Below are 23615 nucleotides of genomic sequence, written 5' to 3'. Positions count from 1 at the left end.
CAGCGGATCGGCTTCTAGCGGATCGCCAGTTCCTCCCAGGCGAGGCCGAAGCGGGCGAGGTACTTGCGCAGCCGATCCGCGTCGTTGGTGCTTGCCCGCTTCCGGCGCGAGGCGGCGAACAGCTTGCGCCCTGCATCCGACAGCGAGCGGCTCTGCCGGCAGGTCGCGACGACGTGCGCAAGCTGGACCCGGTCGAACGAATCGATATCCGCCACCGCACCTGCGCCCAGCAATGGTTCGAGCTCGTCAGATTCGCGAACGCCGTCCCACAATCGTTTCAGACGCACAATCTCGGTGGCGACGACTTCGCTGTCGATGCGGCCCTTCGGTGAAAACGTCGCCATGCGGGTGACGCTTGCTGCGAGGTCGCGGAAGTTGCCGGACCATTTCGCTTCACCTGAAACCGCGAAGCCAAGGTAGCGATCGCGAGCTTCCTTGTTGAAAGTCACCCGTTCCCCTTCGCGCTCGGTGTGGCGGTCGAGCTCGTAGTCCAGGTTCGGCGCGATGTCCTCGCGGCGCTGGGCGAGGCCCGGCAGCGCGAAGGTCCACAGGTTGAGACGTGCAAAGAGGTCTTCACGGAAGGTGCCCTCCGCAACGCACCTGGCGAGATCGCGGTTGGTGCCCGCGATCAGCTGGAAATCGCTCTCTGCCTCGCGGTCAGCGCCAACCGGGAGGAACCGCTTGTCCTCGATCGCACGCAGGATCATCGCCTGCTCGTCAGACCCCAGTTCGCCGATCTCGTCGAGGAACAGCAGTCCGCCGTCGGCCGTGCGCAAGAGACCGGGCCGGTCTGCGGCCGCTCCGGTGAACGCCCCCTTCTTGTGCCCGAACAGCGCCGACATGGCGCTGTCGCCGCGCAGCGTCGCGCAGTTCACTTCGACGAACTGGCCGCTGACCTGTCGCTTGAGCTTCTTCAGCTCGAATATGCGCCGGGCGAGCTGGCTCTTGCCCGCGCCCGTAGGTCCCATCAGCAGGATCGGCGCGCGCGTGCGGCTGGCGACCTGTTCGATCTCGTCGATCATCGTATTGAAGACCGCATTGCGCGTTTCGATGCCCGATTTCAGGAACGAGGTGCTTTCCGCGCTTTCACTGGCGAAGCGCGTGGCGATGCTGTCGTAGCGCGACAGATCGAGGTCGATCACGCTCCAGGTGCCGGCCGCGTCGGGCGCACCGCGCTTGGGCTGGGTCTGGAGCAGGCGGCCGGGCAGGTAATGCGCCTCGGTCAGCAGGAACAGGCAGATCTGCGCGACGTGCGTGCCGGTGGTGATGTGGATCAGGTAATCCTCGACATCGGGATCGAGCGGCTGCGACCGCGCGAAATCGAGCAGCTTGCCGTAAACCTCCTCGAAATCCCACGGATCCGCAAAGTCGATGACATGACGCTCGACCATGGTCTCGGGCGAAACGGCTGCGATATCCTCGCAGACGTACTCGGCCAGGCGGCTGTGCGCCGAGCCGTGGATCATGAGCAGGCGATCGACCCGCAGATCCTCGTGCATGCACAGACCCACCGAGGGTCGCCATTTCATCCAGCGTGAAGGGCCGAACTTCGACGCGTCGAGGGTCGAGCCAAGGAAGCTGATCACGGTCGTCGGTCTCATGCGCGAATTTTATATCATCTTATCCCATAAGATACAATTTTCGAGACGTGATGTTTTCGAGAGCGGATGGTTGGGAATAGCCGCGTGTAATTTAAAACGTGATATTTCATTATTTTATAAGAAACATCCGGGGCTGGCGGGCAAACTGGCATGCCCTCTGCAATCGGTCTTGTGTCGGGTCGGTCGAACAGCCCGGCACAAGCGGTACCAAGAGGCGGCCGGAATGGGCCGGCCGCCTCCAAGGTCCGAGGATTTCGAGGAGTTGGACGATGGCCAACAAGAACCTATTCGCATCGGCCCTTTCTCGGTTCCTGCCGCGCGCCGACACGGTCAACCAGGCGGGTGGGTCCGCCTATGCCTATGGGCCCGAAGCCAGGTTGGCCCAGCTTGCCGCAACCGGCACGCTGTCCGACGGCTTCTATGCCACCGCCGAGACCCAGTTTGCCGATGTCGAGCTGGCAGCCAAGGACGTTGATTCCGAATGGGTCGCCAAGTGCGCGGTCTATGCCCGCCAGTCTGGCGCGATGAAGGATATGCCGGCCTTGCTGGCGGCTTACCTGACGATGGCCGATCCCGACCTTTCAATCCGCGTGTTCAAGCGCGTGATCGATAACGGGCGCATGCTGCGCACCTTCGTGCAGATCATGCGTTCGGGGCAGGTCGGGCGTGCCTCGCTCGGTTCTCGGCCGAAGCGGCTGGTCCGCGAATGGCTGGAGCAGGCATCGGTGGCGCAGCTGATGCAGGCGGCCACGGGTAACGACCCGAGTCTGGCGGACGTGGTCAAGATGGTCCACCCGGCCCCGGCCAATGCCGAGCGGCGCGCCTTCTATGGCTGGCTGATCGGCAAGCCCTACGATGTCGCGGCACTACCCGCCGAGATCGCGGATTTCGAGGCCTGGAAGCGTTCGCCCGCGGGCGAACTGCCCCAGGTGCCGTTCGAATGGCTGACGGCATTCCCGCTCTCGCCTGAGCAGTGGGGACAGCTTGCCACCCGCATGGGCTGGCAGGCGCTGCGGATGAACCTCAACACGCTGGCGCGCAATGGCGCGTTCGCGGTGGAGGGAGTCACCGAAGCGGTCGCGGCCCGGCTGGCTGACCAGCAGACGATCGCCCGCGTTCGTCCGATGCCATATCAGCTGATGGTGGCAATGGGCCGGGTGGGTGACGGTGTACCGCTCGCGGTGCAGGCCGCGCTCGAAAGCGCGCTGGAGGCATCGCTGGCTGGTGTGCCGAAGCTGGAAGGCCAGGTCGTGGTCTGCCCCGACGTCTCGGGCTCGATGAGCGCGCCGGCGACGGGCTACCGCAAGGGGGCCAGCTCGAAGGTGCGCTGCATCGACATCGCGGCGCTGGTTTCGGCCGCCGTGCTGCGCCAGAACCGCAACGCCCGGGTGATCCCGTTCGAGGTGGACGTGGTCAAGCTCAAGCTCGACGCCAACGCCCGTATTGCCGTGAATGCGGCAAAGCTGGCCGGGGTGGGTGGCGGCGGGACCAATGTCTCGGCTCCGCTCGCGCTGCTCAACAAGGAGCGCGCGCGGGTCGATACGGTGGTGATCGTCTCGGACAACGAGAGCTGGGTCGATCCCTACCGGTACGGGGCCACGGCGACGATGTACGAGTGGAACAGGCTGAAGGCCCGCAATCCGGGCGCGAAGCTGATCTGCATCGACATCCAGCCATATGGCTCGACGCAGGCCAAGGACCGGGCGGATATCATGAATGTCGGTGGCTTCACCGACGCGGTGTTCGACGCGGTGGCGCGGTTTGCCTCGGGGCAGTCGCGTGACTGGGTCGAGATCGTTGAAAATACGGAGGTATGAAAGGAAGGGTCACGGCGAATGCCGGACGGGACTACATCTGTGGCAGGTTCAAATCCTGCCCCTGCCGCAAGGCCGGGTAGCTCAGAGGATAGAGCAATGGCGCCTTCGGGCGTGTCCTGTCCAACCATCGTCGCCGTGACCCTTCAACGAACTTCAGGAATTGCCGTGGCGAATGCCGGCGGGACTACATTGGCACCACGAGATGGTCCGACGAGTAAAGCGTCCCTGCGCCGGCAATGGTGCGGGGGAGATGCGGGTTCGAATCCCGCCTTGCCATGTAGCTTAAGGACCGCGTCTCGCCATCCCTTGTCGCCACGGCACACCCATTCACGGCGAATGCCGGGTAAGGACTACATCTTCCCACGATGCAGGCGCGGGTTCGAATCCCGCCGGGTCCACCAGCTGCGGGCCCGTAGCTTAGCGGTCAGAGCGGCGCCCCTTGCGGGCAATGTCTTTCCCACACCTCGTCGCCGTGAAACCGATCAATGCTGGCGAATGCCGGCGGGAATACATGGTTGGAGCGCCCGCCCTTGTGGCGGGAGGTCGGTGGTTCGAAGCCATCCCCGGAGCAATCCGGAGTAGCTCAGGAAAAACGTCTCGCCATACCTCGTCGCCAGTTCCAGGACATGTTTAAGGAGGTCACCCGTGGCCGATACGAGTTTCGAATTCCAGCACGTCGAGGGCGGCGTGCCGATCAAGATGTGGACGCGCGGCGTGCCGGTCGACGACAAGGCGCGCGACCAGCTTGCGCGCGCGGCGCAGATGCCGTTCGTGTTCAGGCACGTTGCCGCCATGCCCGACGTGCATGTCGGGATCGGGGCGACTGTCGGCTCGGTGATCCCGACCAGGGGCGCGGTGATCCCGGCAGCAGTCGGCGTCGACATCGGCTGCGGGATGATGGCCGCGCGCACCTCGCTGATGGCGCACGACCTGCCCGACAGCCTCGAAGGGATCCGCTCCGCGATCGAGCAGGCGGTTCCGCATGGCCGGTCGGTCGGACGGGGCAAGCGCGACAACGGCTCGTGGGGCTCTCCGCCCGAGGGGATCGTGACGGCGTGGGCCACGCTCGCGGCCCGCTTCGATCGGCTGTGCGACAAGCATCCGCGCCTGAAGAACACGAACAACCTCGTGCATCTGGGGACGCTCGGGACCGGCAACCACTTCATCGAGCTGTGCCTCGATCAGGAGGCGCGGGTCTGGATCATGCTGCATTCCGGTTCACGCGGGGTGGGCAATGCGATCGGCACGTTCTTCATCGAACTCGCCAAGCAGGACATGCGCAAGTGGCACATCAACCTGCCTGACGAGGATCTCGCCTACTTCCCCGAAGGAACCGATCACTTCGACGACTATGTCGAGGCGGTCGGCTGGGCGCAGGACTTCGCGGCGCTCAACCGGCGCATGATGATGACCAACGTCATCGCCGCGCTGCGTTCGTCAATCGCGAAGCCCTTCGATGCCGAACTCGAGGCGGTGAACTGCCATCACAACTACGTGACGCGGGAGAACCACTTCGGCGAAAACGTGCTCGTCACCCGCAAGGGGGCGGTGCGCGCGGCCAAGGGCGTGCTGGGGATCATCCCGGGCTCGATGGGGGCGAAAAGCTTCATCGTGCGCGGGCTGGGCAACCCGGAGAGCTTCGACAGCTGCAGCCACGGCGCGGGACGGATCATGTCGCGCACCGAGGCCAAACGCCAGGTGACGCTCGACGAGCACATCCGCGACACGGAAGGCGTCGCATGCCGCAAGGACGCGGGCGTGATCGACGAGACGCCACGCGCCTACAAGCCGATCGAAGCCGTAATGGCCGCCCAGGCCGATCTGGTGGAGATTGTCCACACACTGAAGCAGGTGGTCTGCGTGAAGGGGTGATCCTCTTTGCGCAGGCCGTCGGCCCTCTTTATCGACTGACACTACAATGATCACCATCGACGGATCCGAAGGCGAAGGCGGCGGGCAGATGGTGCGCAATTCCTGCGCGCTGTCGCTCGTAACCGGCGAGCCTTTCCGGATCACCAACATCCGCGGGCGCCGCCCCAAGCCCGGCCTCATGCGCCAGCATGTCACGGCCGTGGAGGCCGCCTGCGTCATTTCCGGGTCGGAGTGCTCCGGGCTGATGGTCGGCTCGACCGAGCTGACCTTCCGGCCCGGGCGTGTCGAACCCGGCGAATACCATTTCGCCGTGGGCACAGCCGGCTCGACCGGGCTGGTCCTCCAGACCGTGCTGATGCCGCTGGTGCTGGCGGGCGAGCCCTCGCGGCTGGTGCTGGAGGGCGGCACGCACAACTTGATGGCGCCACCGTTCGACTTCATCGAACGCAGCTTCCTACCGATAATCAACCGCATGGGGCCGACCGTTAACGCGCGCATCGTCCGGCATGGGTTTTACCCGCGCGGCGGCGGACGGATCGAGGTCGACATCCAGCCGGCATCGATCACGCCGATCAAATGCCTTGGGCGCGGCGGTTCACTCGGCGTTTCAGGACAGGTGCTATACTCGGGCCTGCCGCGCGAAATCGCCGAGCGCATGCTCGCAAGGGCAAGGCGCGACCTCGCCGGCTGGCCCGACGATGCCTTCGCGGTGCGCGAGTTACCCGCCGATCAGGGGCCGGGCGTGATCCTGATGCTCGAGGCGCATTACGCCAATGTTTCGGAGGTCGTCAGCGGTTTTGGCCAGCTCGGTGTCCCAGCGGAACGACTGGCAAAGTCCTCAGCAGCGCGTATGAACGGCTACATCGAAGCCTCGGCTTTCGCCGGACCGTATCTTGCGGACCAGTTGGTTCTGCCCTTTGCGTTAGCTGGCGGCGGAAGCCTGACGACCGTAAAGCCGAGCCAGCACACGTTGACTGCTATCGACATCGCCCAGCGCTTCACCGGTCGGCGGATAGAGATGATCCGGCGGGTGGGCGGTGACCACTTGCTCACGGTAGGATAAACAGACGAGCCCGCCTCAGGCCGCGTGAGGCCAAGCATTCGCTGTTCCGACCTCTCGGAGTTCCCTGTTCCGGGTTCCTGCAATTCCCTGATGAGCGTCGCGCTTTCTAAGCCTGACACGCGCCGAACGGCCTGAAACTGCCATTTTCCCACCGGATCGGCGGGTTCAGAATTTGGCAAATCGCTTTAACAGGGAACCTGAATGGTGAGACTGGTGCGCGGCATACTGCGTCACGCACCATTTCCCTTCGCAGCGCAGCGCATTTGCAGGACCCAGATGTCGGGCTGCGCTGAATCTTCTGGAAATAGTCGATAGCCACAAGCCGCCGCGCGCAGGGTCGCCATGTCGGTTCCCATCGCGCGGTCGCCATTGCGCAGAAATCGCCCTGAGCCCTCCTGCGAGAAGACCAGCCAGTCCGCACCGGCGCGCTCAGCCGATGACGCGCCGAGGATCAGCCAGAGCGAGCGAACGTCGCGGCCTTGCGGCTGAACATAGGGAACGTAGCTCTCGATCAGAACAGTCGATCCGTCGCGAGGCAGGACGCCATCGAGCCAGTCGCGCGCTTCGGACCTGGGATCGGCGCGATATTCGATCTGGTTGCGCATGGTCGCCGCTGCCTGGCCCGCGAACAACGCCATGGCGGCGATGGGCGCAAGCCAGCGCGGTCCCCGTCGTATGGACAGCCACCGCGCGACGGCGTCGCACCCGCTTCCGGCCAGAAACAGAATCGGCGGGAACAGCGGTAGCAGGTTTCGCTCGGCAAAGACTTTCTGCGCCGAAACCAGGCCAAAGTATCCGACGACGTAGGCCAAGGCCGGGAGATTCAGCCGGACGTTCGGTGAACGTGGCAGAACCGACAGCGGCACCAGCAGCAGCAGCGGCCCGAACTCGCTGGCCAGCACCCCGAGGTTCGGAATCAGGGCGAGACCTTGAGAGCCGGGATGTCCGTGGCGGTAATGGCGAAGCTCTGACGAGATGTCGCGCCAGGCGCTCACCGGGTCAAGGAAGACGAACGGGCTGGTCAGGGCAAAGGCGATCGCTGCCGCGACCCCTGCGATCAGCCAGCCGCGCATGACGACCCGCCAGCCAAGACCGTGCAGAAGGACCGCCAACGCGACCGCAGCAAGGGCGAAGCCGGCGTTGTACTTCGCCGATGCGGCCAAGCCTGCTGCGACAGCCGCGAACGCGATGTCCCGCGAGCGCCCCTCGGCCACGATCCGGCCGGTGAACGACAGCGCGGCAGCCGTGAAAAACGCCGCGAAGACATCGGGCGTGGCGTAAGTGGAGTGAAGCAGCAGCAACGGGCTGAGCGCAAACAGCAGCCCGATGATCCCCAGCGTTACGGTGGAGAGGCCCTCCCTCCGTCCCCACAGCCAAAGCACCGGCAGGATGCCAAGACCGAAAGCTAGAGTGGTCAGCCGGGCCGCCACGAACGCGTCGGGTACGGGGGCGATGCCGTTCGCCATCGATTGCATGACGATCGGTGGCAGCGCGCCGTGGAGCGACTGGACCAGCACCTGGCCGGGCACGTTGAGGTACAGGAACAGCGACGGATAGTTGAAGAAATGCGGATTTGCGTCCGCATTGCGGACCATCATGGAAATAACGTTAAGGTTGGTCGGCTCGTCCGGATGATAGACGAAGGGGAGGCCGAAGCCAATCAACCGGGCTCGCAAAATCCCCGCCAAGAGTAGGCAAGCCACAAAGATTGCGACACCGCCCCATCGTCTGCCTGGCGCATGTCTGGCTGGCTGTACGGAACGGTCATCCATTGCATGAGCCCCCTGATGCTCCACTAAGCCTTATCATGGCCTTTCCCCAAGGCGGGGCCGTTTCTGTCCAATTCGGTTGCAAGGTTCGGAAGCAGGCAAGTCGCACCAAATCCGAAGCAACACCCCGCCACTCAGGGCAATTTTCCCGTAAAAGGATCGCAATGCAACTCGGGGGAGAGATCACCGATGTTCGGGCGAGGACTCAGGCTTTTGTCGGCGTTGCGCTCGCCCCCTGCGCGCGAGCATGCGTGGCGCACGATCGAATCCTACAACCAGCTCCCTGACACCACCTGCCCCTGCTGCGGTTTCACCGGCAAGTTCGACAGCTTTGGCCTGCGTGCGCGGCTCGGGGCCAATTGCCCTTCGTGCGAGAGCAAGGAGCGGCACCGCCTGTTCGCGCTGGCCATGCAGCGCGGGTTCCTTTCGTTCGCCGGGTGCGACGTGATCCATTTCGCGCCCGAAGGAATTGTCCGGCTCATGGTGACGGAGGATAGCCCGGCCTCTTACCGCTCGGCCGACCTCACGCCGGGCGTGGGCGACCTGGTCCTCAATCTCGAAGCGATCGATCTGCCTGCCGGGTCAGTGGACCGCATCGTCTGCAGTCACGTGCTCGAACATGTCGATGATGCGAAAGCCCTCGCGGAGATGCGGCGGATCCTTCGGCCCGGCGGCTATGCCGTCCTGCTGGTGCCGCTGATCGAGGGCTGGGACGACACCTTCGAGGACCCCTCGATCACGGCCGAAGCGGAGCGGGAACTTTACTTCGGGCAGTACGACCACGTCCGCTACTATGGGCGGGACGTCCGTCAGCGGATCGTCGCATCCGGGCTCGAGCTTGCCGAATACACCGCTGGCCCGCGCGATACCCCGCGGCACGGCCTGTCGCATGGCGAGAAGATCTTCCGGGCGACGAAAGCCGCCTGATCTCAGGCGCGCAGGTCCGCCCACTCCGGGTGGCGCTGGAAAGCGGCGGCGACATAGCTGCACTGCGGCTCGATCTTCCAGCCGTTGGTCCGGGCGTCCGCAATCAGGGCATCGACCAGCTTCGCCGCCACGCCTCGCCCGCCGATCTCGGTCGGGACGAGCGTGTGGTCGGCCACCAGGACGTCCCCGTGCCGGGCATAGGTCAGCCGGCCTGTCGCCTCGCTGCCTTCGACGCGGGCGTGGTACTCGCCGCGTGCGCCCTGGTCGTGGTGGGTGATGGTGACGGTCTCGCTCATCGGATGCTCCTCGATCTTGACCGTCAACGTAGGCACCCTAGAGGCGGTTTCCGATGAAATTTTTCTCCGACAACGCCGCCGCCGTGCATCCGAAGGTCTGGGACGCCCTGCGCGCCGCCGATTCGCCCGACTCGGCGTACGATGGCGACGCCCTGTCGCAGCGACTGGACGAGGCGTTTTCGGCCCTGTTCGGCACCGAATGCGCCGCGCTGTGGGTCGCCACCGGGACTGCGGCCAACTGCCTCGCGCTCGCCGCGATGGTCGAACCGCACCGCGGCGTGCTGTGTCATGAAGAAGCACACATCGCGGTCGATGAAGGCGGCGCGCCGGGGTTCTTCACCCACGGCGCAAGCCTGCTCACGGTCGAGGGCGAGGGCGCAAAGCTGACGCCCGAATGCCTTGCTGCCCGGATTGCGCCGATCCGCCGCGACGTCCACCAGGTGTTCCCGCAGGCGATCTCGATCACCCAGGCGACCGAGTACGGGCGCGTCTATGCGCCGGCTGAAGTTGCGGCGCTGGGGGACTTTGCGCGCGAGCAGGGGATGGGCCTGCACATGGACGGCGCGCGTTTCGCCAACGCGGTCGCGTTCCTTGGCTGCGAGCCGGGCGAAGTGACGCACCGTGCCGGCGTGTCAGCGCTTTCGTTCGGCTGCGTCAAGAATGGCGGGATGAACGCCGAGGCGCTGGTGTTCTTCGATGCCGAACTGGCCGACACGACCCGTTACCGCCGCAAGCGTGCCGGGCATCTCCAGTCGAAGGGCCGGTTCCTTGCGGCGCAGGTCCTGGCGATGATCGAGGGCGGGCTGTGGCTCGACAACGCCCGCGCCGCCAACGCCGCCGCGCAGGAAATCTCTGCGGCGGCGGGTGACAGGCTGATGCATCCCGTCGAAGCCAACGAGATTTTCATCACGCTCGCACCGATCGAGGCCGACCGGCTTCGCGAGCAGGGCTTCGACTTCTACGACTGGCCCGCCCCCGCCGGAGCGGAAGGCGCGGCGCGGTTGGTGACGGCGTGGAACAGCGCGCCCGGCGAAGTCATGGCGCTCGCCGCCGCCATCCGCGCGCTATGAGCGAACGGCCCGGCGAAGCCTCGTTCTTCGCGCCCCGCATCCTGCTGCCGTTCCTGCTGGTCGCGCTGATCTGGGGCTCGACCTGGCTGGTGATCAAGGACCAGGTGGGGACCGTGCCCCCCGGCTGGTCGGTGACCTGGCGCTTCGCGCTCGCGGCGGTCGGCATGGCGGTGCTGGCAACGATCCGGGGCGAGCAGCTGCGGCTGGGGCGCGAAGGCATGATCCTTGCCGCCACCATCGGCGTGTTCCAGTTCGCGATGAACTTCCAGTTCGTCTACCGGGCCGAGGTCCATCTCACCTCCGGTCTTGTCGCAGTGCTGTTCGCGCTCCTGCTGGTGCCCAACGCGCTACTTGCCCGCGCCGTGCTCGGCCAGCCGGTGACGCGCGGCTTCATCGGGGGTTCGGTCATCGCGCTGGGCGGGATCGTCTTGCTGCTGGTCCACGAATACCGCCTCGCCCCGCCCGAAGGGAAGGTCGTGCTGGGGGTGGTCCTGACGCTGTGCGGGATCATGAGCGCATCTGTCGCCAACGTCCTCCAGGCGACCGAGCGGGCGCGGCGCCAGCCGATGCTCGGTGTTCTCTTCTGGGCGATGGTGTTCGGCACGCTGGCCGATGCGGTGATCTCGTGGGCGATGAGCGGCCCGCCGCAATTCGAGATGCGGTGGAGTTATCTGGGCGGCATCGCGTATCTCGCGATCGTCGGATCGGTGGTGACCTTCCCGCTCTATTTCATGCTGATCCGCGAACTGGGCGCGGGGCGGGCGGCGTACAACGGCGTGGTCGTGCCGGTGATCGCGATGCTGCTATCGACACTGTTCGAGGGCTACCGCTGGAGCCTGCTCGCGGCGGGCGGCGGGGTGTTGGTGATGATCGGGCTGGTGGTCGCGCTGCAGGCCCGCAACCCCTCGCGATAAGTCGGGCAAGCCGGCTGCCACCCCAGCAGCCGCCTGGTCTTGCCGTTCGCGACGCGGCGGTTCTCGGCGTAGAAAGCGCGGGCCATCGGGGACAGGTTTGCCTGCGCCAGCGTCTGCAGCGGCGGCGGCGCCATACCGAGCAGGCGCGCGGCTTCCTCGATGACCGTGTTCTGGCTGCATGGCAGGTCGTCGGCGAGGTTGTAGACGCCCGCAGGTCCGGCGAACGCAGCGATCACGCCGCCGGCGATGTCGTCCACGTGGACCCGGCTGAAGACCTGGCCCGGCAGGTCGATGCGGTGTGCCGAGCCTGCCGCAACCCGATCGAGCGGACTGCGACCCGGTCCGTAGATGCCTGGCAGGCGAAACACCCGCACCCGCGGGTCGAGCGCCTGCCACGCCCGGTCCGCCTCGGCCCGCGCGGTGCGGCGGCCTAGACCGATCGGCGCGCTTTCATCGACCCACGCCCCGCCGGTGTCGCCATAGACCCCGGTCGACGACAGATAACCAATCCACTCCGCGCCGCATCCCCCCATGGCCTCGCCATAGGCATCGAGCACCGGGTCGCAGCCGGTGGATTCCGGCGGGACCGACGAGAGCACGTGCGTCGCCTGCGCCAGCGTTTCCAGCACCGAGTCGCCGTCGGCGAAGTCCAGATCGCCCGCTCTGCCGGTGCCGCGCACGGTCCAGCCCATCGCCCTCAGACGCATCGCCAGCACGCTTGCGCTGTAACCCATCCCGAAAATCAGCATGCTCGCCATCATCGCCCCATATCGCGAATTGCAGGCTTGCGCACCCGGGCCTACCTTGCGGCCATGAACGATCTTTCCCAGACCCCGCAGGTCCCCGCCCAGCCGACCGTCATCCAGCGGCTCGACTATCGCCCGCCCGCCTGGCTGGTGCCCGAAATCGCGCTCGACTTCGCGCTGTCGCTGACCGCGACGAAGGTGCGTTCGGTCCTGCAGGTGCGGCGCAATCCGGAGGGTGACGGCGGCGAGATGCGCCTCAACGGCGACGGGATCGAGGTCGCGCATCTCGAGGTCGACGGGCAGCCGGTCAACGACTGGCGCATGGACGGCAGCGACCTGGTGATCCCGCTCGCGGGCGATGCCCACACCGTCACCATCGACACGGTGATCAACCCAGAGGCGAACACCCAGCTTTCCGGGCTCTATGCCTCGGGTGGGATGCTCTGCACCCAGTGCGAGGCCGAGGGCTTTCGCCGCATCACCTTCTTCCCCGACCGGCCGGACGTGCTCTCGGTCTATTCGGTGCGGATGACGGGCGACAAGGCGGCGTTCCCGGTCCTGCTGTCGAACGGCAATCCGGGCGCGAGCGGCAACAATGGCGACGGCACCCACTGGGCCGAATGGCACGATCCCTGGCCCAAGCCGTCGTACCTGTTCGCGCTCGTCGCCGGCGATCTCGTCGCCCACCGCGATCACTTCACCACCATGGGCGGCCGCCATGTCGATCTCGCGATCTATGTCCGCAAGGGTGACGAGGAGCGCACCGACCACGCCATGCGCAGCCTGATCGCCTCGATGAAATGGGACGAGGACGTCTATGGCCGCGAATACGACCTCGACCTGTTCAACATCGTCGCCGTTTCGGATTTCAACGCCGGGGCGATGGAGAACAAGGGCCTCAACGTCTTCAACACCCGCTACATCCTCGCCGATCCGGAAACCGCCACCGACGGCGACTACGATGCGGTCGAGGGCGTGGTCGCGCACGAGTATTTCCACAACTGGTCGGGTAACCGAGTGACCTGCCGCGACTGGTTCCAGCTCAGCCTCAAGGAAGGCTTTACCGTGCTGCGCGACCAGCAGTTCAGCGCCGACCGAGGGAGCGCCCCGGTCAAGCGGATCGAGGACGTGCGGATCTTGCGCGCCGCGCAGTTCCCCGAGGATTCGGGCCCGCTCGCGCACCCGATCCGGCCGGATTCGTATCAGGAAATCAGCAACTTCTACACCGCGACCGTTTATAACAAGGGCGCCGAGGTGATCCGCATGATGACGGTCCTTGCCGGCCCTGAACGTTACCGGAAAGGCACCGACCTCTACTTCGACCGTCACGACGGCGAGGCTGCGACCTGCGAGGACTTCGTGCGGGCGATCGAGGATGGGGCGGGGCTCGACCTCACCCAGTTCCGTCGCTGGTACGAGCAGGCGGGCACCCCGAAGGTCGAGATGGACCTCGTCCACGACGCCGACACCCGCACCGTCACCCTGACCCTGCGCCAGACCGTGCCGCCGACGCCCGGCCAGCCGGACAAGCTGCCGATGGTCATTCCCCTGCGCACCGCGCTGTTCGACCGCGCCACCGGCACGCACGGCGGCGAAAAGCTGATCGTGCTCGACCGGGCCGAGCAGAGCTTCGTGTTCGAGAGCTTCGACGCCGCGCCGGTGGTCTCGATCAACCGCGGCTTCTCCGCCCCAGTCGCGATCGTCACCCCGACCCCGGCGGAGGACCTCGTGTTCCTTGCCGCGCACGACGACGATCCGTTCGCGCGGTACGAGGCGATGCAGCAGCTGGTGGTCCAGCACCTCGTCGCCGCGGTGAAGGGCGAGCTCGATGACGCGGCGCGCGCCGCCGGGCGCGAGGCGATCCGCGGGGCGTTCGCGGCGGTGCTGGCCGATCCCAAGCTCGACGACCTGATGCGCGGCGAACTCGTCATTCTTCCGGGCGAGGTCTACCTGCAGGAGCAGCTTGCGGTGATCGAGCCGCTGAAGGTCCACCGCGAACGCGAGGCGCTCAAGGCGTTCCTCGGCAGCGAGCTGGGCGCGGAGTGGAAGGCGCTGCACGACCGCTGCGCCGCGGTCCCCTACAGCCTCTCGGCGGAGGCGCGGGGCGCGCGCAAGCTGAAGACGCAGGCGCTGGTCTATCTTGCCCCGGCCGATCCCGCCGAGGCTGCGCGCCGCGCCAAGGCGCAGTACGACGCCGCCGACAACATGACCGATCGCCAGGGCGCGCTGATGGTGCTGTGCGGGCTCGACTCGCCGGAGCGGGAGGCGGCGCTCGCCGACTTCTACCGGCGCTTCGAGGGCAACCTGCTGGTGATCGACAAGTGGTTCTCGCTCCAGGCGGGTTCGCTCCACCCGCAGGCGCTGGAACACGCCAAGGCGCTGGCCGAGCATGCCGACTTCACCATGACCAACCCCAACCGGGTTCGCGCGCTGTGGATGGCGTTCGGGGCCAACCCGCAGGCGTTCCACCGCGAGGGCGGCGAGGGCTACCGCCTGATCGCCGATCTCATCCTCGCGCTCGATCCGATCAACGCCAACACCGCCGCCCGATTCGTCACCCCGCTCGGCCGCTGGCGCAAGATGGCACCGGACCGCGCCGGCCTGATGAAGGCGGAGCTGGAACGGCTCGCCGCCTGCCCCACCCTGTCGCGCGACACTCGCGAGCAAGTGACGCGCAGCCTCGGCGGATGAGCGAGCCGGTCGAAGTCCTGACCAGCCCGCTGCTGACCGCCCCGCACGGCTTTCTCGGCCGGCGCGGCGGGGTCAGCACGGGCGCCATGGCGGGGCTCAACGTCGGCACCGGCTCGGACGACGATCCCGCGCTGATCGCTGAGAACCGCCGCCGCGCAGGCGAGGCGGTGCTGACCGGCGCGGCGATGGTCATGGCCTATCAGGTTCATTCGCCCGATTGCTTGACGGTGACCGAGCCGTGGGATCACGTCGACCGGCCCCAGGCCGACGCGCTGGTCACGGACCGGCCGGGGCTGCTGCTCGGCATCCTCACCGCCGATTGCGCGCCAGTGCTGTTCCACGATGCGCGGGCCGGGATTATCGGCGCGGCGCATGCCGGGTGGAAGGGCGCGATTGGCGGGGTCACCGACAACACCATCGCGGCGATGGAAGCGCTCGGCGCGCGGCGCGAGAACATCGCTGCGGTCGTCGGGCCGTGCATCGCGCAGGATAGCTATGAGGTGGACGCGGCGTTCGAAGCCAACTTCGTCGCCGCCGAGACGTTCAACGCGCGGTTCTTCAAGCTGGGGCGCGAGGGCCACGCCTGGTTCGATCTCGAAGGCTATGTCGCGGCGCGGCTGGAAGCGGCGGGGCTCGGTCAGGTCGGCAAGCTCGGCGAGGACACCTACGGCCAGCCGGAGCGGTTTTACTCGTACCGCCGCGCGACGCATCGCAGCGAAGCGAGCTATGGCCGGCAGGTCTCCCTGATCGGACTCTGAGCCTTTTCGGATGATTTATATCTTTGACTTCGTTAGGGAAAGTTAGTTAGGAGACGTTGTCGACCAAGGGAGGGGGGTCGCAATGTCAGTCAAGAAGCCAGCGAACTTGCTCGACGTCGAGCCCAGGACCAGGCCCGACGCTGAATTTCGCCGAGCCTACCGATCGAACCTCGGTCGCAAGGTCGAGGGCGAATTGCTCCGCAAGGCGAGTTCCGAGTATCTCGGCGATCTGCTCGCCTGCGACCTTGACCAAGGCCTTCGCTTTCGGATCGAGCAGATCCTCGACAAGCGCGGTCTTTCATCCGCGAACTCTCGGTGGGGCCGGGTCAAGGCGTTCCTGCGGATGAATCTCGAATAACCTCGGGTAAGAGATCGTCAGCTAACTACCGACGAATTTTTTCCGCTTGCTGTCGGCCCAGGACTTGCCCGCGTCGCCGCCCCACAGCAGCCACGCGATGAACCCCGCGGACGGATCGCTGTCGCTGCCCCATTTGTGGGTTTTGGTATGCTTGTCGACCGCGTGGCGCGCGAAGAAGCTGTGCATCGCCTTGACCTCGGCCTCGCTCAGCGGGTCCTGCGCCGCGAGCTGGCGGGCGCGGGCGAGGCCGACTTCGGTGCCGCCGCGGTTGAACTTGTCGTGCAGCCGCAAGCCGCGACGGGCGGCCGCGGCCATGCGCTGGGTCGGTTTGTAGCTGTCAGCCACGGCGCAGCGCGTCCGGCTTGTGCGCGGCGCGCTTGCCCTCCTCGGTCTCGACGAGGAACTCGGGGTTGTCCTTCGAGACGGCGACCTTGTGACCCTTGATCGTCGTCGGGCTCGTCAGTTTCTTGACGACCTTGCCATGCGCCTCGCCGCCGTGGCTGCTCCAGCTGACCTTGTCGCCGACGTGAAGGTCCTTGGCCATGCTCATCTCCTGTTCGATTTCAACAGGTTGAGCGCTCATCTGCGAGCGAGGTTCCCGAAACGCGAAACGGCCCGCCGTTCCCGGCGGGCCGCTCCCCCGTGCCGCCTTCCTGGTCCGGGGACGGCGGCCTATCTTCTTAGGCTCAGGCGGCCTGCGCCTCTTCGCCCGGGTCGCGCAGGACATAGCCGCGGCCCCAGACGGTCTCGATGTAGTTCTCGCCGCCGCAGGCATGCGCGAGCTTCTTGCGCAGCTTGCAGATGAACACGTCGATGATCTTGAGTTCCGGTTCGTCCATCCCGCCATAGAGGTGGTTGAGGAACATTTCCTTGGTCAGCGTCGTGCCCTTGCGGAGCGAAAGCAGCTCCAGCATCGCGTATTCCTTGCCGGTCAGGTGAACGCGGGCGCTGTCGACCTCGACCGTCTTCGCGTCGAGGTTGACCGAAAGCTTGCCGGTGCGGATGACCGACTGCGAGTGGCCCTTCGAGCGGCGCACCACGGCATGGATGCGGGCGATCAGCTCTTCGCGGTGGAACGGCTTGGTGACGTAGTCGTCGGCACCGAAGCCGAAGCTGCGGACCTTGGAATCCATCTCGGCGATGCCGGAGAGGATCAGCACCGGGGTCTGCACCTTGGCGACGCGCAGCTTCTTGAGCACGTCGTACCCGTGCATGTCGGGCAGGTTCAGGTCGAGCAGGATGATGTCGTAGTCATAGAGCTTGCCCAGGTCCAAGCCCTCTTCGCCGAGGTCCGTCTGGTAGACGTTGAATCCTTCGGTGGTCAGCATGAGCTCGATCGCCTTAGCGGTGGTCGGCTCGTCCTCGATCAGAAGCACACGCATTGAGCAGCCCCTTCCTGCCAAATCCCCAGTTGGCATTAACGCCCCTGCAAGGGGTGTTGCGCGCCATTAACCATAGGACCAATGAACATGAAAGGTTAATTTCTCGTAAATGCTTGATTCATGGCGAGTCGTCCTGCTCCTGTGCTGGCGGGCGTGAAAAGGCCGCCGGTGCAGGGGGACGGTATGAGCAGAAGGCGGTTGTTGCAGGGCGCGGCGCTGGCGGTGCTGGCGCTGGCGGCGAGCACGGGCGAAACGCTGGCGAAGCCCAAGGCCCCGCCGCTGATCGACATCAGCAAGATACCCGTCATGCAGACGATGCCCGAGAGCCCGCCAGCAGAGGAAGACTATCCCGACAACCGCTTCGAAGCGGTCGCCGATGGGTTCGAGAAGATCTACAAGCGCGCCGACGCGACGGGCCTGAAGCTGCCGGTGGAGCCGGTCGATGCCTCGTTCCTGACGGTCGAAGTGCCCGGTCCGCTGCCGCGCCGGCCCGATGCCGACTACGACCGGTTCATCAAGACGTCCCCGCCGCAGCTGCCCGGGCTCGACCCTTCGCCCGAGCGCCTTGTCGCGTGGGGTGATTACCTGCGGGCAAAGATCGAGGACCTCGCCAACGTGAAGGACCGGGCGGGGCAGCGCAAGCTGGCGGCCGACCTGCTGCTGGTCGAGGAGATCAACGCCGATTCCGCCAATTTCTACGGGACGACGTCGGATGGCTATATCGGGGCGCTGGGGCTGTACCTGGCGACGGTCGATGCCGAAGTTGACCTGACCGAAACCGAGCAGTTCGCTCTCCTCGCCGGCGACCCGGCGACCGAAGCGGCGGTGCGCAAGCGGCTGAGTGCCGCGCGCGCGGCGCTGCCTGCGGACGACCGGTCGATACTCCTGAAGGGCGACGCCAAGCTCCTGGCGATCCTGACCAGCCTGCGCCCGCTCGAGAAAATGGACCTCGAATTCCTCACGCGCCACGAGGACATGCTGCGGATCGCAGGGCGCAGTGCCGAGGCAGACCGGATCGCCGGGCTGGCCGCGGCTGTCACCCGCAACGGCGCGATCTCGCAGTACAACGCGATGATCGATTACCGGCAGCAGAACATCGAGATCAACAATTTCGACTCCGCGGTCACCTGGGACATTTCCGGCCTGAAGGCGCTCGGCGAGGCGCTTGGCAAGGAGGCGGCGATCAAGGACCCGCTGGTCCTGCGCTACGCGCTTCTGGTTGCGGCCGACGGCTTTGCGGCCGGCGATGCATTGCTCGCGGACCAGCTGACCGCAGGCGGAATCATGATCGCCAGGAAAGCCTGCGAAGTTCAGGCCTGCGGCGATCTGACCGGAACCGCCGGGTTCAAGGAAGGCCTTGCCCTGCTCGACGGCGCGAACCTTCCCGCGGCCAGCGCGGCGTATCGGGCGGCGGTCGCAGGCGGGAAGGCACCGGCTCCGGACCCGGTCAACGAGAAGCTGGCCGCGCTCAAGATCGAGCTGTTCCAGTGCTATGGCAAGGCGGATGTAATCACGCTTGGCAGCGGCCTGCCGCAGCTCACCGCGAGGGGCGCTCGGGACGTGGCGCGCTGCGATGCTTCGCTGGGCGGACAGATGATGGCGCTGCGCAAGGCACGCGGTGAAACCGCCGAGAAGCCGGGCGAATACCGCGACCTGCTGCGAGAGGTGGCCGATGCCTCGCAGGTGCTCGGCCAGCACGAGCAAACGGTGGCGGCCTATGCCGAGCTGCTGGCGATCGACGAGAAGGGGGAACCCAACTACATCGCGCTCAGCATCGATACCTCAGCGCTGGCCGGCGCGCAGATCGCGTTGGGGCGGCTGGCCGATGCCGACGCGACGCTGGCGAAGAAGCGCGCAATCAACGAGCGGCTCTATGCCGAAGGCTACCTCTTCCCCAACGAATACGACGCCGAGAACAAGGGCATCCAGTACCTGACCATCGAACGCCTGCTCGCCGATCCGGCGCGCGCCGGCGAGGCTTTCGATCCGGCGCTTGCCGGGGCGCAGGAGGAGCGCACGTTCCGCGAGGGACTGGGCGGCACGGTCCGCGAAGAAACCCAGCTCGCCCGCAGCGCCGGCTATGCCAACCGCTTCACCACGCTGCTCGATGCTGCGTGGGCGCGGCAGGCGAAGGGCGGAGACCTGCTCGAAGCCGCGGTCACCGCAGCGCAGGACGCGACACTCGATCCGACCAGCCTGTCGCTCGCCATGTCGGTGGCGGCGGACCCGGCGACGACCGACCCGGCGCTCGCCGCGCTGGTCGGGCGGCGGCGCGAACTGCTCGACAAGCTTGCACCCTATTACGGCGTCGACCAGAAGACGCCGGATTTCGACCTCAGCGTCCGCAGCGGTGTCGCCCAGCGCGAAGGGGCCGCGCAGGCGCAGAAGGACCTCGCCGAGTTCGAGCAGGTCACTGCCGAACTGCGCACCCGCTTCCCCGATTACTTCGCGCTGATCCGGCCGCGTGCACTGGGGATTGCCGAGGCCCGGGCGCTGCTCAAGCCCGACGAGGCGGCGCTGCTGATCGTGCCGACGGAGCGCGGCACCCACTCGATCGTGGTGACCAGCGAGGGCGCGCACTGGGTGCGGGCCGATCTGACCGCGGACCAGCTCGGGCAGGACGTGCGGCGGCTGCTGTGGTTCGCCGGCGGCTCGGTCGGGCCGACCGCTGCCGAGCAGGCCGAATGGGCCGACGCAGTCGATGGCGGGGAAAGCGGGTTCGACCGCGACACCGCCTTTGCGCTCTACGGCAAGCTGATCGCGCCGCACGAGGCGCAGCTCGGCGGCAAGACGAAGCTGCTGGTTTCGGCAAGCGGCGCGCTCGGGGCCATGCCACTCGCGATGCTGGTCACCGCTGCGCCGCAAGGGGCCGACGACGATCCGGCGGCGCTGCGCGGTACCTCGTGGCTCGCCGACCGCTTCACCCTGGCCGAGCTGCCCTCGCTCCAGAGCCTCGCGTTCCTGCGCAAGTTCAAGGCGAAGCCGGGCCAGCGCAAGGGTGCGTTCATCGGCATCGGCGATCCGGCGCTCGCCGGACCGGCGCAGGACACCGGATCGCGCCGCGGCGCGGTGCGCGGGGTGCCGGTCGCCGACCTTTACGAAAAGGACCCGGGCGGCGGCAAGGCGACGCTCGACGTCGAACGCTTGCGCAAGCTGCCGAGCCTTCCCGGCACGGGCCGCGAGCTCAAGGCGATGGCCAGCGCGCTGTCGCTCGGCGACGATGCGCTGCGGCTGCGCGAGAGCGCCAGCGAGAGCACGATCAAGTCGCTCGACCTGTCGGGCTATGGCGTCGTCACGTTCGCCACGCACGGCCTGCTCGCGGGCGAACTCGGCCCGGGGCAGGAGCCGGGTCTGGTCTTCACCCCGCCGGCGGAGGCGAGCGCCAACGACAACGGCCTGCTGACGCCCGAGGAAGTCGCCCGGCTCAAGCTGTCCGCCGACTGGGTGATCCTGTCGGCCTGCAACACCGCCGGGGGCGACGGCAGCGACGGGGCGCCCGCGCTCTCGGGGCTCGCCCGCTCGTTCTTCTATGCGGGCGCGCGCAGCCTGCTGGTGTCGCACTGGCCGGTGCGCGACGATGTTGCCGCGAAGATGACCGTCCGGGCGCTGCAGATCCGCAGCCTCGATCCCGATGTGTCGCGCGCCGAGGCGTTCCAGCGCGCCCAGCGCGAGATCCGCAAGAGCCCGGTCGCCGATGGCGTGGTCACGACGAGCGACGGGGGCCGCTATGAGAACAGCTGGGCCCATCCCAACGCGTGGGCACCGTTCGTACTGATCGGCGACGTCTCGGAATGATCAGCTGAAGTTGCGCTCATCGGGCCAAAGCCGGTCCAGCGGTTCCCTGAGGTCGCGGCACAATGCAATGGCCTTGCCGTTTTCATGCGCCACCGCCCACTTCGAGTAGGTCCGGCCCAAGACCGTGACCGAGCCGCACCAGGATGCGAGTTCAACCGGGTCGCCGGTCACCACCAGCAGGTGCCGCGGGTCCTGTCCGCGCAGGCCCCAGAGCCAGTACTGGTTGTGGCCCGACAGCGCCTGCGGCAGACCCTTGCCATAGAGATCGAGCGACGCCGCCTCGCCGTAGTTGCCGGTGAGGATGGCGGTAGCCTGACGGTCAGCCTCAGGCACTTGCCTCCAGGCAGCGGAAACTTGCGCGGTGAAGTCGTGCCAACCGAGCTGGTCGGCGAAGACTTGGGGAAGCGCGGTCCCGGCGAAGCTGCGCTCTTGCTGCTGCGGGGCGATGCCGAGCCGCTCGATCCATGCCGCGAGGGCGCCCGGCGAAAGCAGCGGGATCGCCATCGGTGCGGCGAGGGCCGAGACCGCGAGTCCGGCCGCGCTCCACGTTCCGACGAAGCCCTTGCGCCAGCGGGCCACTGCCCAAGCGCCAATCGCCACCGCGCCGATCGCGAAGAGAATTGGGTAGCACGGCGCGAGGTAGTAATCCTTGCCGTGCCCCAGTCGGACAATGACCAGCACCACGAGGCAGGCCACCGGCACGAACCGCAGGTCGCGCAAGCGCCTTGAGACGAATGGCGCGATCAGTCCCGCTAGCCAGACCGGCGCAAAAACGGGATTCATCACCATGACCTGGTTGGCAAGGAATTCGCCCAGGGGCACGTCGACGTTCTTGCCCGCCGCCGCCTTGCCCAGCTCGAGAAAGGGCAAGCCGTTGAACGCCTGCCAGATCGCCGACGGAGCGGCGATTAATGTGGCGATCGCGAACCCGCCCCACAGTGCCGGCCTTGCCAGCACTCGCCGCTCGGGCGTCACCAGCAAGCCGACGACTAGTCCGAACAGCCAGAAAACCAGCGAATACTTCACCTCCAGAGCAAGCCCCGCGACGACGCCCGCCCACAGCAGCGCCCGGTCGTCGCCCAGCCGCAAGGCGCGAAGCATAAGCCAAGCGATAGCGGTCCAGGCGATCGGGTCGAAGGTCGTGGTGTTGAGCGTTGTGGTAATGCCCATCAGCATCGGTGCCGTCGCCGCGGTCAGCACCGCAAGCGCGACGGCCATCCCGTTGCCGCCGAGAAGCCGCGTGATCCGTACCGCCAGCCACACCAGCGCGCCCGCTGCCAGCGCAGCCGGAATCCGCACGCCCCAGGCACCGAGGCCGAGCTTGTAGAGGGCCGCGGCGATAAGCGGGACCAGCGGTGGCTGGTCGGCATAGCCGAACGCGGGATGCTGGCCGCAGACAATGAAGTAGAGTTCGTCGCGGAACAGGTCATAGTGGCCGATGAAGGCGAAGCGCACAGCGAATACCGCTGCCGCGCAGCCCAGCGCCAACCGGTCGAGCGCCACGCGCTTGCCCCGGCCCGACGCGTGCGAGGTCACGCCCCCGGCACCCCCAGCGTCGCCGCCGCCTCGCGCAGCTGGCGGCTGGTCTGGGTGTCGTTCTTGAACGCGGCGAGGCCATCGGCGAGCGCCTTTTGCGCCTTGGCCGGTTCGCCCAGCTGCATCCGGCTGCGCATCAGCATTATCCAGCCTTGCGCGTTGGCGGGGTTGGCCTTGAGCTTGCCTTCCAGCCCGTCGACCATGCCGCGGACCATCGCCTCCTGTTGTCCGGCGGGAAGCTGCCCGGCGGCCTTCATCTCTTCCGAGGTCGGCCCCGGCACGGCGGCGGCGGCCATGGAGGGCCCGGCGGTCTTGAGGCCGCTGGCCGGCGGAGCGAACTTCGCCTCGGCCAGCCGCTTGGTCACATCGATGTTGTTCTTCTTGGCGACCTCGGCGATCACGTTGCGGACGTCCTCGGCATAAGGCGCATCGGCCGGGGTGTCGGCCATCAGCTCGAACCACGCGTCGATCGCCGCCTTGTGCCGTCCGTCGAGGTCCATCGCCACGGCGCGGAAATAGCGGGCGCGGGCGTCCTTGGGATCGAGCTCCAGCGCCTTTTCGAAAGCGAGGCGCGCGTCGCGCGGCATCTTGCCGTCGTCGTTGCTGGCCATGACCAGCGCCTCGCCGAGGAACGAGAAGGTCTCCGCGTTCTTGGGGTCGAGCGTGGTCGCGCGCTTCAGCGCGGTCGCCGCCTCGGCGAAACGCTCGGTCTGGTAATAGGACCAGCCGAGCATCCGCCAGCCTTCGGCGTCGTCGGGATTGTCCTTGAGTTTTTTCTCGAGGCTGGTGATCACCTCGTCGACCGTCGGCTGCTGCGCCCCGCCGCTGGCCGACGCCTCCGGCAGATCGGGCGTTCCGCCCTGGCTGTTGCGATAGGCCGAAACCCCCGCAGCGCCGAGGGCCAGCGCCGCCGCGGCAATCAGGGCGATCCGGCCATAGCGGGGAGGCGCGGCATCGTCCCGCGCGGTCGCTGGCTGGGGGGCGGAATCAGGGCTCTCGCTCATCGGTGGTGGTGTTCCC

General features: G+C 66.9%; 19 protein-coding genes. 10 read left to right on the top strand and 9 right to left on the bottom strand.

Going from position 1 to position 23615, the window contains the following annotated elements; all coding sequences use genetic code 11:
• Positions 1-14 precede the first annotated feature (14 nt).
• Positions 15-1601, bottom strand: coding sequence for an RNA repair transcriptional activator RtcR (gene rtcR, locus AC3WLD_RS01815; RefSeq protein ID WP_492555189.1), 1587 nt, complete (start codon positions 1599-1601; stop codon positions 15-17).
• Between the two features lie 269 nt (positions 1602-1870).
• On the opposite strand from rtcR, the gene AC3WLD_RS01810 reads away from it, so the two are divergent.
• The 3 genes from AC3WLD_RS01810 (at position 1871) to rtcA (ending at position 6353) form a co-directional block, all read left to right on the top strand.
• Positions 1871-3418 (top strand): vWA domain-containing protein, encoded by a 1548-nt coding sequence (locus tag AC3WLD_RS01810; RefSeq protein WP_492555188.1) that lies wholly within the window; start codon positions 1871-1873, stop codon positions 3416-3418.
• Between the two features lie 645 nt (positions 3419-4063).
• Positions 4064-5290, top strand: a complete 1227-nt coding sequence (locus tag AC3WLD_RS01805; RefSeq protein ID WP_492555187.1) for an RtcB family protein — start codon at positions 4064-4066, stop codon at positions 5288-5290.
• A 46-nt stretch (positions 5291-5336) separates the two neighbouring features.
• On the top strand, positions 5337-6353 hold the full coding sequence (rtcA, locus tag AC3WLD_RS01800) for an RNA 3'-terminal phosphate cyclase (protein WP_492555186.1): 1017 nt from the start codon (positions 5337-5339) through the stop codon (positions 6351-6353).
• Between the two features lie 230 nt (positions 6354-6583).
• Here rtcA and AC3WLD_RS01795 read toward each other — a convergent pair whose 3' ends face one another.
• On the bottom strand, positions 6584-8017 hold the full coding sequence (locus AC3WLD_RS01795) for a glycosyltransferase family 39 protein (protein WP_492555185.1): 1434 nt from the start codon (positions 8015-8017) through the stop codon (positions 6584-6586).
• A 294-nt stretch (positions 8018-8311) separates the two neighbouring features.
• Between AC3WLD_RS01795 and AC3WLD_RS01790 the strand changes: the two genes are divergently transcribed.
• Positions 8312-9049: a methyltransferase domain-containing protein gene (locus AC3WLD_RS01790; protein WP_492555184.1), complete on the top strand. Its 738-nt coding sequence runs from the start codon at positions 8312-8314 to the stop codon at positions 9047-9049.
• A 2-nt stretch (positions 9050-9051) separates the two neighbouring features.
• Here AC3WLD_RS01790 and AC3WLD_RS01785 read toward each other — a convergent pair whose 3' ends face one another.
• A complete protein-coding gene (locus AC3WLD_RS01785; protein WP_492555183.1) occupies positions 9052-9345 on the bottom strand; it encodes a GNAT family N-acetyltransferase in 294 nt (97 codons plus the stop codon).
• A gap of 53 nt (positions 9346-9398) precedes the next feature.
• Between AC3WLD_RS01785 and AC3WLD_RS01780 the strand changes: the two genes are divergently transcribed.
• Both AC3WLD_RS01780 and AC3WLD_RS01775 read left to right on the top strand, forming a co-directional pair.
• The gene (locus AC3WLD_RS01780) at positions 9399-10415 is read left to right on the top strand and encodes a threonine aldolase family protein (protein WP_492555182.1); all 1017 of its coding nucleotides are present in this window, start codon (positions 9399-9401) and stop codon (positions 10413-10415) included.
• Entirely contained in the window at positions 10412-11329 is a 918-nt protein-coding gene (locus AC3WLD_RS01775; protein WP_492555181.1) for a DMT family transporter, read from the top strand. Before AC3WLD_RS01780 ends, AC3WLD_RS01775 begins: the two co-directional genes overlap by 4 nt.
• Here AC3WLD_RS01775 and AC3WLD_RS01770 read toward each other — a convergent pair.
• Positions 11239-12087: an SDR family oxidoreductase gene (locus tag AC3WLD_RS01770; protein WP_492555336.1), complete on the bottom strand. Its 849-nt coding sequence runs from the start codon at positions 12085-12087 to the stop codon at positions 11239-11241. The genes AC3WLD_RS01775 and AC3WLD_RS01770 overlap by 91 nt on opposite strands.
• Before the next feature lie 54 nt (positions 12088-12141).
• Here AC3WLD_RS01770 and pepN point away from each other — a divergent pair, with 54 nt between their 5' ends.
• The 3 genes from pepN to AC3WLD_RS01755 all read left to right on the top strand — a co-directional run bounded on the left by pepN (position 12142) and on the right by AC3WLD_RS01755 (position 15882).
• On the top strand, positions 12142-14766 hold the full coding sequence (gene pepN / locus AC3WLD_RS01765; protein WP_492555180.1) for an aminopeptidase N: 2625 nt from the start codon (positions 12142-12144) through the stop codon (positions 14764-14766).
• On the top strand, positions 14763-15524 hold the full coding sequence (pgeF, locus tag AC3WLD_RS01760) for a peptidoglycan editing factor PgeF (protein ID WP_492555179.1): 762 nt from the start codon (positions 14763-14765) through the stop codon (positions 15522-15524). Before pepN ends, pgeF begins: the two co-directional genes overlap by 4 nt.
• 82 nt (positions 15525-15606) lie before the next feature.
• The gene (locus AC3WLD_RS01755; RefSeq protein ID WP_492555178.1) at positions 15607-15882 is read left to right on the top strand and encodes a hypothetical protein; all 276 of its coding nucleotides are present in this window, start codon (positions 15607-15609) and stop codon (positions 15880-15882) included.
• A gap of 21 nt (positions 15883-15903) precedes the next feature.
• Here the strand turns inward: AC3WLD_RS01755 and AC3WLD_RS01750 are convergent, their stop codons facing one another.
• The 3 genes from AC3WLD_RS01750 to ctrA all read right to left on the bottom strand — a co-directional run bounded on the left by AC3WLD_RS01750 (position 15904) and on the right by ctrA (position 17264).
• Positions 15904-16227, bottom strand: coding sequence for a hypothetical protein (locus AC3WLD_RS01750; RefSeq protein WP_492555177.1), 324 nt, complete (start codon positions 16225-16227; stop codon positions 15904-15906).
• Positions 16220-16426 (bottom strand): hypervirulence associated TUDOR domain-containing protein, encoded by a 207-nt coding sequence (locus AC3WLD_RS01745; RefSeq protein WP_492555176.1) that lies wholly within the window; start codon positions 16424-16426, stop codon positions 16220-16222. Before AC3WLD_RS01745 ends, AC3WLD_RS01750 begins: the two co-directional genes overlap by 8 nt.
• 142 nt (positions 16427-16568) lie before the next feature.
• Entirely contained in the window at positions 16569-17264 is a 696-nt protein-coding gene (gene ctrA / locus AC3WLD_RS01740) for a response regulator transcription factor CtrA (RefSeq protein ID WP_492555175.1), read from the bottom strand.
• Positions 17265-17447: 183 nt separating this feature from the next.
• Here ctrA and AC3WLD_RS01735 point away from each other — a divergent pair, with 183 nt between their 5' ends.
• Positions 17448-21059, top strand: coding sequence for a CHAT domain-containing protein (locus AC3WLD_RS01735; RefSeq protein WP_492555174.1), 3612 nt, complete (start codon positions 17448-17450; stop codon positions 21057-21059).
• Here the strand turns inward: AC3WLD_RS01735 and AC3WLD_RS01730 are convergent, their stop codons facing one another.
• Together AC3WLD_RS01730 and AC3WLD_RS01725 are read right to left on the bottom strand one after the other, a co-directional pair.
• Positions 21060-22595, bottom strand: a complete 1536-nt coding sequence (locus AC3WLD_RS01730; RefSeq protein ID WP_492555173.1) for a glycosyltransferase family 39 protein — start codon at positions 22593-22595, stop codon at positions 21060-21062.
• A complete protein-coding gene (locus AC3WLD_RS01725) occupies positions 22592-23599 on the bottom strand; it encodes a tetratricopeptide repeat protein (protein WP_492555172.1) in 1008 nt (335 codons plus the stop codon). The genes AC3WLD_RS01730 and AC3WLD_RS01725 overlap by 4 nt, the downstream gene beginning before the upstream one ends.
• Between the last annotated feature and the right edge of the window lie 16 nt (positions 23600-23615).

The sequence above is a fragment of the Novosphingobium sp. FW305-C-111 genome (genome assembly GCF_058783565.1).
Note: the sequence above shows the minus strand (reverse complement) of the source record. Positions and strands in the feature narration are given on the sequence as shown.

Excerpts from the sequence above, each read along its gene's own strand:
- rtcR (WP_492555189.1), bottom strand. The coding sequence starts at position 1,601 with ATGAGACCGACGACCGTGATCAGCTTCCTTGGCTCGACCCTCGACGCG.
- AC3WLD_RS01810 (WP_492555188.1), top strand. The coding sequence starts at position 1,871 with ATGGCCAACAAGAACCTATTCGCATCGGCCCTTTCTCGGTTCCTGCCG.
- rtcA (WP_492555186.1), top strand. The coding sequence starts at position 5,337 with ATGATCACCATCGACGGATCCGAAGGCGAAGGCGGCGGGCAGATGGTG.
- AC3WLD_RS01790 (WP_492555184.1), top strand. The coding sequence starts at position 8,312 with ATGTTCGGGCGAGGACTCAGGCTTTTGTCGGCGTTGCGCTCGCCCCCT.
- AC3WLD_RS01785 (WP_492555183.1), bottom strand. The coding sequence starts at position 9,345 with ATGAGCGAGACCGTCACCATCACCCACCACGACCAGGGCGCACGCGGC.
- AC3WLD_RS01780 (WP_492555182.1), top strand. The coding sequence starts at position 9,399 with ATGAAATTTTTCTCCGACAACGCCGCCGCCGTGCATCCGAAGGTCTGG.
- AC3WLD_RS01775 (WP_492555181.1), top strand. The coding sequence starts at position 10,412 with ATGAGCGAACGGCCCGGCGAAGCCTCGTTCTTCGCGCCCCGCATCCTG.
- AC3WLD_RS01770 (WP_492555336.1), bottom strand. The coding sequence starts at position 12,087 with ATGGCGAGCATGCTGATTTTCGGGATGGGTTACAGCGCAAGCGTGCTG.
- pepN (WP_492555180.1), top strand. The coding sequence starts at position 12,142 with ATGAACGATCTTTCCCAGACCCCGCAGGTCCCCGCCCAGCCGACCGTC.
- pgeF (WP_492555179.1), top strand. The coding sequence starts at position 14,763 with ATGAGCGAGCCGGTCGAAGTCCTGACCAGCCCGCTGCTGACCGCCCCG.
- AC3WLD_RS01755 (WP_492555178.1), top strand. The coding sequence starts at position 15,607 with ATGTCAGTCAAGAAGCCAGCGAACTTGCTCGACGTCGAGCCCAGGACC.
- AC3WLD_RS01745 (WP_492555176.1), bottom strand. The coding sequence starts at position 16,426 with ATGGCCAAGGACCTTCACGTCGGCGACAAGGTCAGCTGGAGCAGCCAC.
- ctrA (WP_492555175.1), bottom strand. The coding sequence starts at position 17,264 with ATGCGTGTGCTTCTGATCGAGGACGAGCCGACCACCGCTAAGGCGATC.
- AC3WLD_RS01735 (WP_492555174.1), top strand. The coding sequence starts at position 17,448 with ATGAGCAGAAGGCGGTTGTTGCAGGGCGCGGCGCTGGCGGTGCTGGCG.
- AC3WLD_RS01725 (WP_492555172.1), bottom strand. The coding sequence starts at position 23,599 with ATGAGCGAGAGCCCTGATTCCGCCCCCCAGCCAGCGACCGCGCGGGAC.